12 protein-coding genes are annotated in these 9,254 nt (G+C 68.7%); 1 reads left to right on the top strand and 11 read right to left on the bottom strand.

Annotated elements, in window-relative coordinates:
- From JHC57_RS18885 to JHC57_RS18835, 11 genes are all read right to left on the bottom strand, one after another.
- The coding region (locus JHC57_RS18885; RefSeq protein ID WP_294032010.1) for an outer membrane beta-barrel protein at nucleotides 1-705 on the bottom strand (705 nt) is incomplete at its 3' end.
- Between the two features lie 130 nt (nucleotides 706-835).
- The gene (locus JHC57_RS18880; RefSeq protein WP_294032008.1) at nucleotides 836-1,288 is read right to left on the bottom strand and encodes a DUF2793 domain-containing protein; all 453 of its coding nucleotides are present in this window, start codon (nucleotides 1,286-1,288) and stop codon (nucleotides 836-838) included.
- Nucleotides 1,289-1,298: 10 nt separating this feature from the next.
- The gene (locus tag JHC57_RS18875) at nucleotides 1,299-1,730 is read right to left on the bottom strand and encodes a DUF2793 domain-containing protein (protein WP_294032006.1); all 432 of its coding nucleotides are present in this window, start codon (nucleotides 1,728-1,730) and stop codon (nucleotides 1,299-1,301) included.
- A 10-nt stretch (nucleotides 1,731-1,740) separates the two neighbouring features.
- Nucleotides 1,741-3,867 carry a phage tail protein gene (locus JHC57_RS18870; RefSeq protein ID WP_294032004.1) on the bottom strand — a complete coding sequence of 709 codons (2,127 nt, stop codon included), beginning with the start codon at nucleotides 3,865-3,867 and terminating at the stop codon, nucleotides 1,741-1,743.
- Nucleotides 3,868-3,878: 11 nt separating this feature from the next.
- Entirely contained in the window at nucleotides 3,879-4,238 is a 360-nt protein-coding gene (locus JHC57_RS18865; RefSeq protein ID WP_294032003.1) for a peptidoglycan endopeptidase, read from the bottom strand.
- A gap of 34 nt (nucleotides 4,239-4,272) precedes the next feature.
- Nucleotides 4,273-5,088 (bottom strand): DUF2163 domain-containing protein, encoded by an 816-nt coding sequence (locus JHC57_RS18860; RefSeq protein WP_294032011.1) that lies wholly within the window; start codon nucleotides 5,086-5,088, stop codon nucleotides 4,273-4,275.
- Entirely contained in the window at nucleotides 5,088-7,406 is a 2,319-nt protein-coding gene (locus tag JHC57_RS18855; protein ID WP_294032001.1) for a DUF2460 domain-containing protein, read from the bottom strand. Before JHC57_RS18855 ends, JHC57_RS18860 begins: the two co-directional genes overlap by 1 nt.
- The gene (locus tag JHC57_RS18850) at nucleotides 7,406-7,990 is read right to left on the bottom strand and encodes a tail tape measure protein (protein WP_294031999.1); all 585 of its coding nucleotides are present in this window, start codon (nucleotides 7,988-7,990) and stop codon (nucleotides 7,406-7,408) included. The genes JHC57_RS18855 and JHC57_RS18850 overlap by 1 nt, the downstream gene beginning before the upstream one ends.
- Nucleotides 7,983-8,186, bottom strand: a complete 204-nt coding sequence (locus JHC57_RS18845; protein WP_294031997.1) for a phage tail assembly chaperone — start codon at nucleotides 8,184-8,186, stop codon at nucleotides 7,983-7,985. The genes JHC57_RS18850 and JHC57_RS18845 overlap by 8 nt, the downstream gene beginning before the upstream one ends.
- A gap of 1 nt (nucleotide 8,187) precedes the next feature.
- Entirely contained in the window at nucleotides 8,188-8,499 is a 312-nt protein-coding gene (locus tag JHC57_RS18840; protein ID WP_294031995.1) for a gene transfer agent family protein, read from the bottom strand.
- Nucleotides 8,496-8,903: a phage major tail protein, TP901-1 family gene (locus JHC57_RS18835; RefSeq protein WP_294031994.1), complete on the bottom strand. Its 408-nt coding sequence runs from the start codon at nucleotides 8,901-8,903 to the stop codon at nucleotides 8,496-8,498. Before JHC57_RS18835 ends, JHC57_RS18840 begins: the two co-directional genes overlap by 4 nt.
- A gap of 47 nt (nucleotides 8,904-8,950) precedes the next feature.
- Here JHC57_RS18835 and JHC57_RS18830 point away from each other — a divergent pair.
- Nucleotides 8,951-9,254: hypothetical protein (locus JHC57_RS18830; RefSeq protein ID WP_294031992.1), on the top strand; the 304-nt coding region annotated here is incomplete at its 3' end.

Genomic DNA, 9,254 nt, shown 5'->3' with positions numbered 1-9,254 from the left:
TGGCGGAGCCGGTTCCACCGGAGCCGGCGCACCACCGAAGTTGAACGTCAGCGTACCCAGGATCGAGTGCGAACGGAAGCGCGTCGAAACGTCGCGACCGAGCTGGTCGACCAGGTCGAGGTTGTCGGCGTTGAAGAAACGATACTTCAGGCCGACATCGATGCTGTCGCTGAGCGGAGCGCGGACACCCGCGATCGCCTGCCAGGCGAAGCCCGTGTCCGAATCGTCAAGGAACGCGCCAGCGTAGACCGGCTCGACCGAAACGCGGGCGACACCGGCGCCACCGCCGATAAAGCCCTGGAGACCGTCGTCGTCACCGAAGTCGAGCAGGCCGTTGACCATGAAGCTCAGCGCGTTCGTGTCACCGGCGAGGTCAAACGAACCGGCCGCGAGAGCGCCCGTGCCGGCAGCCGACTGCGGGATGCCGGGGGTCGTGAAACGGCCCGACTTGATGTCGGCTTCGCGATAGCCGACTTCGACTTCCGCACGGAAACCACCGAAGTCATAGCCGACAGTGCCTTCGACATCGTAGCCAGCACGATGATCGAGCGTACCGGCATTGTTGAAGGTGCCGATATCGAGATCCAGGTCCTCGACCAGCATTGCGCCGGCACCAACACCCACGTACCAGGAGTCGTCGCGCGCCAGAGCAGGCGACGCCAGGGCGGTGGAGGCCAATGCCATAGCTACGGCAAGCTTCCTCATAGTAATTCCCCTTTCAAGTTGAGATATACGTCTCGGCAGACGTCCTACTCGTCGCTTTGGTTCCGTGCAAGCTAACAAATCGTCAATATGTTGCTAAAAAGTCGCACTTGGCGCGCCAAAGAATGGAAATTCAGCCTGAAATCAGAAGACCCTGCGCCGCGAGGCTAAGGATCAGCGTAGAGATCGCGCTTCGCGCCTCGGAATCGATTATCGCCCCGCCCGTCGGCATACCGACCGTCGCCGGCGGAACCCATGCAGCGCCGTCGAAGCGCAGCCGCATATTGTCGGTCAGCCGTACCACCGTGACGCCCTCGCGCGGCGGGGCAAATCGCCAGCCGCCAGCAGTCCAGATCGCGATCGCATGGCTATTCCCCGCCCACGCGCCGGTCGGCACCGCATCGACGAGCCAGCATTGCCCCGTGACGGGGCTGGCGGGCGGCGCGGCGAGTGGCCCCGCTTCGACTGCAGCGTGAAGCAGCGCGTCCAGCAAGGTCAGCGCTTCATTATGTGTAACCTCTTTTTGCGCCTGGGAAACGGCGAGTAACGGTAACGCAAGGCGCGGCGTCGTCGGCATATCGGTCATGGCGTCTTCCTTATGTCAAAGGCAGGGAAAGCGGCGGCGACAGCGCAAGGTCGCCCGCGCTGATGGTCAGCGATGGCGAGGTGCGCTCCCATGGCCCTACCCCCGCGACGGGCGGTGACAGCGCGACATGCCATGCCTCGCGGCTTTCGCCGTGCGGCAGATCGACATGATCGCGCCACCCCGCATCGACCCGGCTTCGCCTTGTCCAGATCGCGATCGCATGGCTATTCCCCGCCCACGCGCCGGTCGGCACCGCATCGACGAGCCAGCATTGCCCCGTGACGGGGCTGGCGGGCGGCGCGGCGAGTGGCCCCGCTTCGACTGCAGCGTGAAGCAGCGCGTCCAGCAAGGTCAGCGCTTCATTATGTGTAACCTCTTTTTGCGCCTGGGAAACGGCGAGTAACGGTAACGCAAGGCGCGGCGTCGTCGGCATATCGGTCATGGCGTCTTCCTTATGTCAAAGGCAGGGAAAGCGGCGGCGACAGCGCAAGGTCGCCCGCGCTGATGGTCAGCGATGGCGAGGTGCGCTCCCATGGCCCTACCCCCGCGACGGGCGGTGACAGCGCGACATGCCATGCCTCGCGGCTTTCGCCGTGCGGCAGATCGACATGATCGCGCCACCCCGCATCGACCCGGCTTCGCCTTGTCCAGCCGACCCTGGTGTCGCCCGCATCGTCTTTGAAGATTTGTCCGTGCACCGGCGCCAGCGGCCGCATGGCCTGACCGACCGCGGGGAAGTTGACTTCGGTCAGGGTCGTCCCGCCGCGCGCCGCCCACTGGAGTACGGCTCCGCCGCCTTCGACGAGTCCGGCGACCGCCTCGGGCACGATCAGCAGCGCCGGATCGTCGAGCAGGACAAAGGGCTCGCCTGCTGCATGACTCATCGCAATCCCGGTCCCCGCGCGCCCGCGAAGCAAACGCGACAGGCGCCAGACCGAAGGTCCGACCGGATCGGCAATGCCGAACTGAAGCAATTCGCCGCCGACCATAGCCCGGTTCGCCCCGCCGAGCAGTTCGGCGTCGCCGACCGATTCCAACGCCATCGCCGGGTTCGCCAGTTCGACGAAGATCGCCCCGATCAAGTCGAACAGGCAGTCGCTTCCGGCCGCAAGCGGCTCCGCAAGCCGGCCCAGCGCCATGGCGGGACGCACGGTTCCCACGGGAATCGGCTCGGCGCCCGCCACCGGGACGATCCAGCATTCGGCGCCTCGCCATCCATCGTTGCTGCCGGCTGCCGCGATCGCAATCCGCGGAACCGACGCCGCCGGACTGCCCGGATTGGGAAGGTCGAACAGGCAGACCGTACCCGTGGCAGCGGGCCAGTCGGGCGCCCTGACGGGAACGCCGGGCCCGGCCGGAAGCTCGATCGCGGGCAGTGGCTGGTGCCGCCTCAGTTCGAGCATTATGTCGCTCCCGCGAACGGTTCTTCCCGCCAGCCGCCAGCGGCTTCCGTCCGCCAGCGCGACGACCTGACCGACCGTCAGCGCCAGCGCCGCGATATCGCCCCGCCACATCAATGTCTCGCGCCCGTCCGCGGCGGCAGTGGCGAGCCGCTGGGCCAGCCCCCGTGCCGACGTTGCCGACAACGCCGCAGGCAAATCGATCCGCTCTTCACGCACGCCACCGCCGGCGACCTGGCTCGCCTGCTGCCCGAGCTGATAGTCGCGCTCGGGTTCGTAATGCCGTAGCCGGATCGTGCCCGGCAGCGACGACAGCGGGGCCCGGCGACGCTCGATCGGGTCGCCCGGCGCGTCGCCCCGCCGTGCCTCGCTGAAATCGGCCAGCGCCTGCGGCTCGGCGGCCGGAAAAACCGGCGCCAGCCGCCAGCCGTCCGCTCCGCTCGCGAGACGCACGCCGTCCGCCTCGAACAGCGGCGCCAGCGCGTCGCGCACACGGTCCCCCGACGCCGCGTAGCCGCCAAAGAGCCATTCACCGGAGCAAAGCCCTGCTTGCCCGAGCAGGCTATTCCCGACCAGCCCGGCATCGACGTTCCCGGCGTCGGCCTCGACCTCGAATGTGAGCGACGGAATCCGGTTGCCGAATGCGCCAAGTTCGAGCTCCTCGAACACCGCATGGGCGAGCCCCCGGAACGCGCTCGCCGACGCGACGCCGGCCGCCGACGCGACGAGCGGGTCGACCGCCTGATCCTCGCCGCCGCCATACCAGCGAAAGGTGCAGCGTTCCTGGAATATCCCGCTCGATCCGCGCAGCAGATTGCCGTCGGCCCATATACGACGGATCGCGCGGATCGGACGCGACGACAGCGCGACCGCCAGCGATACCGCATAGCTATATTCGGTCGTCGACGGCCGCCCCTTCCCGCCGCCGCGCCGGTTTCGCCGTTCGATCAGGTCGGTCGCCCAGATCACGCTGCCGGCAACGCGCATCGTCCCGAACAGCCGGGGTATTTGCTGCCCATAAGTGGACGCCTGAATCTTCAGATCGGTCAGCCGCGGTCCCTCGCGCCCCTTGGGCTTGAAAATCTCCGCGTCGATCTGTTGTCCGACCGTGGCGCCGATCGCGGCTCCCACCGGTCCGCCGACGATCCCGCCGACGACCGTCAATACAAGAGTCGCCATCGCTGTCTCCCTTAAGAAAGTCGCCATCGGGGTGCCGTCCGCGTCGCCGCGTCGAGCGGCGTTTCGACGACCCGGCGCAGCCCGGCATGGGCGTGAATGAAGGTCTCGGGGCCGAGCAGGCCGAGATGAAATTGCCGCGCCGGCTGCACGAACAGGGCGACATCGCCCGCGCGAATTCCATCGGTAGCCGGCACGAAGCCGGCGGCCGTGAGCGCGGCCTCGATCCGCGTCCTTGGCCAGCCGCGTAGCGGATAATCGAAAGGATATGCCAGCCGCCGCCCTGCAGCCGCATAAGCCGCCCCGACCAGCCCCGCACAATCGAGGCCTGTTGCGGGGTCGCGCCCCTGCGTCACGAATCGTGCGCCCACCATTGTCCGCGCCGCGGCGTACGCGCGCGCACCGGGCTCACCCACCGGGATAGCGCGTCAGCAGATCATTGCCGGGCAGGTGCGCCTCCCCCCGGAAATTGATCGCATTGGCGAAACGGTCGCGGCAGGTTGCAAGCTGCTTGTCACACCCTTCGGTCAGGCGGACGCGCACCGGACCGGCCAGCGCGAAGGGGGGCGCCTCGGCAAGATGGAGCGCGGCGCCGTCGGCCACGATCACCGACGTCGCCAATCCGCAATTGGCGCCCTCCGTCCACAACAGCCGCCCAAAACCCATACCGCCGACCGGAGCGTCCAGCGTCACCACGCGCCCGTCGACCGCGATCGCCCGCCGTGCATGCGTGCGGGGTGCCAGGTCGACACGGCACGCGCGGTCGCCCAGCGCCGCGCGGCACGCGGGCGAGGTCGCCGGGCATGCCGGCCGGTCGAGCCACCGTGTCACGCCCTGCAACTCCGCGGCAAAGGCCCGTCCGCGGCGTTCGATCGCCCCCAGCGATCCGCGCGCGACCGTCACCGGGGCCAGCTCGGGCGCACTCCAGTCGGTCACGAAAAGCTCCAGCTCGGCGCCGTCCCAGCGCCCGGCATCAAGGTCGCGCGCCGCAATCGCATCGCTCGTGACGGCACCCTCCAGGTCCATCGTCGCGGCGTCAAGGCTGTCGCTCGTCTCGATGGCCGAGGGCTTCATCCCCGGCGCCGCGCGGTACATGATCCCGCCGACCATCAGGTCGCGGTCATGCGACGTCAGCCCGATCACCACGCCGTCGCGCCGCGACAGCCGCCAGCACCATGCGAGCGTCACCAGCTCTTCACGCATCCAGTCGGGCGCCCGCTCCATCACCACGGCGCGCGCACCTCGATCAGCGGCACGCTCGCCAGCTCGCCCGCAAGAAAGGTCGCGCGGCTGGCCTCGAGCCGATCCTCGGCGAAACGCACCGGCACGTCGAACAAATAGCCTGCGCGCACCGCGACCCCCGCGGGCGGGGCGATATCGAGCAATATCTCGCCACCGGTCACGACGAACGCCGCCGTCTCCAGCCCGTCGACCGACACGCGTACGCTCCCCGCGACGGGCAATCCTATGCTGCGCATCTGCTCCGCATCGTCCGCGCCATAGCGCTTCACCAGCGCGAATTGCCGCCGCACCCCGTCGCCCAGCCCGAGCAACTGGTCGCCCGCACCCGGCAGACCGCCCGACTCCGCCGAACTGCAATCGAACGGGTCGCGAAACCGGAACGCGCGCGCCGCCCCGCGCCGCGCGCGGAAAAATTCGGCCAGCGCGCGCACATCGGCCTCGGACCGGATTCCCGGACCGGCATCATAGCGCATCCGCGCTTCGGCCCATTCGCTCGCGCGTTGCTCGTGCCCCGACGGCGAACTCACGATCTGGGTCGAAAACTCGGTCACGACCATTGCCTCGCGACCGATCGCGAGGGGAAAATCCACCGCATCGAAAGCCTGCACATCATCCTCCCCGTCAAAAGCCACAAAGCCGTCGCGCGCGACCTGCGGCAGCGCCCAGACGAAGGCCCGCGCGACGCCCGCGCGACGCGCGTCCCGTGCCGCATCGGCGATCGCCGCCCATTCGGCGCGATCCTCCGGCCGCAACACGAAGCCCGAAAAATAATGCTGATCCTCAAGCGTGTAGCCCAGACGCAGCGCCATCGCCGCGCGCGCTCCGGCCGTCTCGCCGCCGCGTCCGCCGGTGACCCAGTCATAATCCTCGAGCTGCAACACATCGAAGGCCGGCGCCGCCCAGCCGAGCGGCACATTGGCGCGCCGTACCGCCGGTGCCGCCGGGTCGAGAACCGTCGGCAAATAGACGAGCAAGTGACTGACCAGTCCCGTCCCCGCCTCGTCGCGCGCCGCGGCCACCAGCGCCGCGGTCGACGCGGAAAGCAGCGCGCCCAGCGCATCGAGCATCGCGAGCTGCGGCGCCGTCAGCGCACCGCGCACGTCGGCGATCGGCACGCTCCCGCCGCCGAGCGCCATCGTCGTCGCCGCATCATAGGCGCAGATCCGTCCGCCGCCCGCGATCCACCACCAGGGCTCGCCGACCTGGAATTTCGGCGCGAGCCCCGCCGCCGTCCCGATCGCGACGAAGGCCCTCGCGACCAGCTGCAGATACCCCGTCGCCGCCGTATTCGCGGGCGACAGCAGCGTCGATGGCGGCTCCCACCCGGTCAGCGCGGGCGACCCGTCGCTCGCGCGCTGCTTCCACTCCTCCGGGCAATAGGCATCGAACAGCTCATAGGACAGCGAGCAGATCAGCCCCAGCCCCGCCTCGCGGCACGCGGCGGCGAGCCCCGCATGCCACGCCGCGCACGGCGCGTTGAGCACCCCGCCCTCAAGGCCCGCGTGAAAACCGCCGCCCGATGCCTCGAGCCGCATATAGTGGCTCATCCCGACATAATGGACGACATCGCCGCGATAGCCCAGTTGCACGATCTGCCGTACCAGTCGCGCCGGGGTCATATGATAGCTGTCGTCATATCCGCTCGCGATCCCGAGGCCATGCTCGGGCATCATGACATCGCCGATCGCCAGCACCGACCCCGATCCGCTACACAGGATTCCGCTCATCTCGGCCCAGCCCTGCACCGGCGCCGCGAACGTGCCCGCCCCGCCGTCATAGGCCGGCGGAACCAGCGAAATGAACATCCGGTCGATATCGCCCGCCCACACCCGATCGGCCTCGCCCGGAAGCAGGAAGCCGCCGTCGAGACTGTCGAAATCGAGGCTGACGACCGCATCCTCGGCGGTTCCCTCGGCATAGTTCCACAGCCGGACATACCAGGCGCGCGGATTCCCCGCCGCATCGCGCCCTTCGATCGTCAGCGTCGGCCCGTGCAGCGCGTCGAGTGGTTTTATCCCACTCGACCGCCACCGGAACCGGAGGTGCGTGTGGCGGAAATCGCGTTTCGTTTCATAAGCGAGCAGCGGATGATCCCACCGGTCCTCGGCCTCCCAGATCAGCCCCGCCAGATCCTCTTTCCTGTAAAACACCGCTTCGACGCGCAGCGCGCCCGGCGTGTCGCTCGTCACGCTCGCCATCATCGGCCGCGCGAAATCCACCGTCCAGAAACGCGGATCGAACCGCTTGAGCCAGCCCTTGCCGTGATGCGGCTCGGCTTCGGCCACCAGTGCCCAGCCCATCAATCCTCTCCCGCCGCCACCGCACGCCGGACGGCGCGCGCCAGCTGCCGCCCGGTCTGCGCCAGCCTTTGCGGCTCGCTTCCCGCGTCGCCCCGCACATTTACGGTGATCGCGATGTTGCGCACGGTGCCGCCGGCCGCCTCGACCCGCCCGCTCGCCGTCGGAACGAACAGCTCGGGCCCGCGCTCGCCGACGCGATAGGCCCGCCCGGCGCTCACCGGTCCGCCCGTCGCGCGGCCCGGCGCGCCGAACAGTGCCATCGCGATCGAGGTGCCGAGCGACAGCAGATCGCCCCCGCCACCGCCCGTTCCGCCACCACTGCCGGCCGCCGCGTTGATGCCGTTCGAGATCGCCGCGCGCGTGATATCGGCCATCACCGACAGCGCGAGCCGCTTCAGATCCTCGAACCCGGCCTTGCCGCTGACGATCGCGCGCGACAGCGCCCGCTCGATCGCGCGCGCGGCATCCTCGGCGCCGGCGACCAACGGCCCCCCCAGCTCGGCACGCATCGCCGCGATATCGCGCCGGAACGCCGTCGTGTCGGCGCGCACCGCGACGACCATTTCGTCGATCTCGTCATCCATCGGGAAATCTCTCCATCATCGCCGCCAGCGCCGCGCCGTCGACCCCCCCATGGCCATCGGCATCGACCCATCCCTCCAGCGTCGCCCGCACATCGGCCGGCGTCGCCATCCAGAACTCGTCGGGTCGCCAGCCCGCGACGCGCGCCATCACGCCCGCGAGCGCGATCGCCGCGGGCTCCAGCCGATCATGCGCCACCTCATCGCCCCTGCAGGATTTGCCCGAGCAGGGTGCGCAGCGCCGGCGTCACCGCCGCCAGGCCCTGCGCAACCACGGCTTCGCCGATCGCCTCGCGCGACAACTGCTCGGGCCGCTCCTTCACGCAATGCCAGAACAGGCTTGCAAGCTCGGTGAGCGCCAGCCGCCCGTCGGCCGCGCGTTCGACCAAGGCGAACAGCGGCCCCAGCTCGGCCTCCGCTGCCACCAGCGCCGCAAAGCTCGGCCGCAGCACGAAGCGGCGCTCGCCGACGCACAGCTCCGCTTCGCCGCGCAGCGCATTCGCGCCGCTCACAGGGTCACCACCGCGCCGCTCGATTCGAGATTCAGCGTGTAGTTGCGCTCGCCGCTATAATCGCCGGCATAGTCGAGCCGCGTGACCAGGAAACGCCCGCGCATCCTCTCGCCGCTTTCAAAGCTCAGCTCGTAATCGTCGATCACCCCCGACAGCGCGTGGCTGCGCAGCCGCACCTCGGTATCCGAGCCGGTAAAAATGCCCGCCGCGCTCACCGAAACCGATCGCACGCCGGCACCCGACAGCAGCTCGCGCCAGCCGCCCGAATCCTTGGTCGTGACGTTCACCGCCTCGCCATTTACCGACATCTGGGTCGTGCGCAGGCCCGCGACGGTACGGTATGTGGGCGGCGCCTCGCCGTCGCCGATCTTGAGCAGAAAATCGCTCCCATTTTCAATCGCCATCGTTTAATCTCCTCGGGGAAAAAATGCTGCTAACGGGGAGTCGCAGGATGCTGATCACGACACTGAGTCTGGCCTTGATGGTGCAGTCGCCTTCGGCGGCGGTCGACACGACGCGCGCCGCCTTCACCAAATGCCTCCGCACCGACATGAAGAAGGCGCTCGAGGCCAAGATGGAAGAGGCCGAATACGAGATGCAGGTGAAGTCGAACTGCGCGACCGAACGCGACGCTTTCCGCAAGGCGGTGATCGCGCTCGGCAGGTCGGGCGGCGACTCCGAAAAGGTCGCGTCCGAAGATGCCGACATGCAGATCGACGATTATCACGCCAATTTCACCGACAAGTTCAAGGACT

The sequence above is a fragment of the Sphingopyxis sp. genome, assembly GCF_016463645.1.
Taxonomy (GTDB): domain Bacteria; phylum Pseudomonadota; class Alphaproteobacteria; order Sphingomonadales; family Sphingomonadaceae; genus Sphingopyxis.
Note: the sequence above shows the minus strand (reverse complement) of the source record. Positions and strands in the feature narration are given on the sequence as shown.

Bases quoted from the DNA above. Each gene is read 5' to 3' on its own strand.
- JHC57_RS18855 (WP_294032001.1), bottom strand. From the start codon at position 7,406: ATGGGCTGGGCACTGGTGGCCGAAGCCGAGCCGCATCACGGCAAGGGC.
- JHC57_RS18860 (WP_294032011.1), bottom strand. From the start codon at position 5,088: ATGGAGCGGGCGCCCGACTGGATGCGTGAAGAGCTGGTGACGCTCGCA.
- JHC57_RS18865 (WP_294032003.1), bottom strand. From the start codon at position 4,238: ATGGTGGGCGCACGATTCGTGACGCAGGGGCGCGACCCCGCAACAGGC.
- JHC57_RS18835 (WP_294031994.1), bottom strand. From the start codon at position 8,903: ATGGCGATTGAAAATGGGAGCGATTTTCTGCTCAAGATCGGCGACGGC.
- JHC57_RS18870 (WP_294032004.1), bottom strand. From the start codon at position 3,867: ATGGCGACTCTTGTATTGACGGTCGTCGGCGGGATCGTCGGCGGACCG.
- JHC57_RS18875 (WP_294032006.1), bottom strand. From the start codon at position 1,730: ATGACCGATATGCCGACGACGCCGCGCCTTGCGTTACCGTTACTCGCC.
- JHC57_RS18850 (WP_294031999.1), bottom strand. From the start codon at position 7,990: ATGGATGACGAGATCGACGAAATGGTCGTCGCGGTGCGCGCCGACACG.
- JHC57_RS18880 (WP_294032008.1), bottom strand. From the start codon at position 1,288: ATGACCGATATGCCGACGACGCCGCGCCTTGCGTTACCGTTACTCGCC.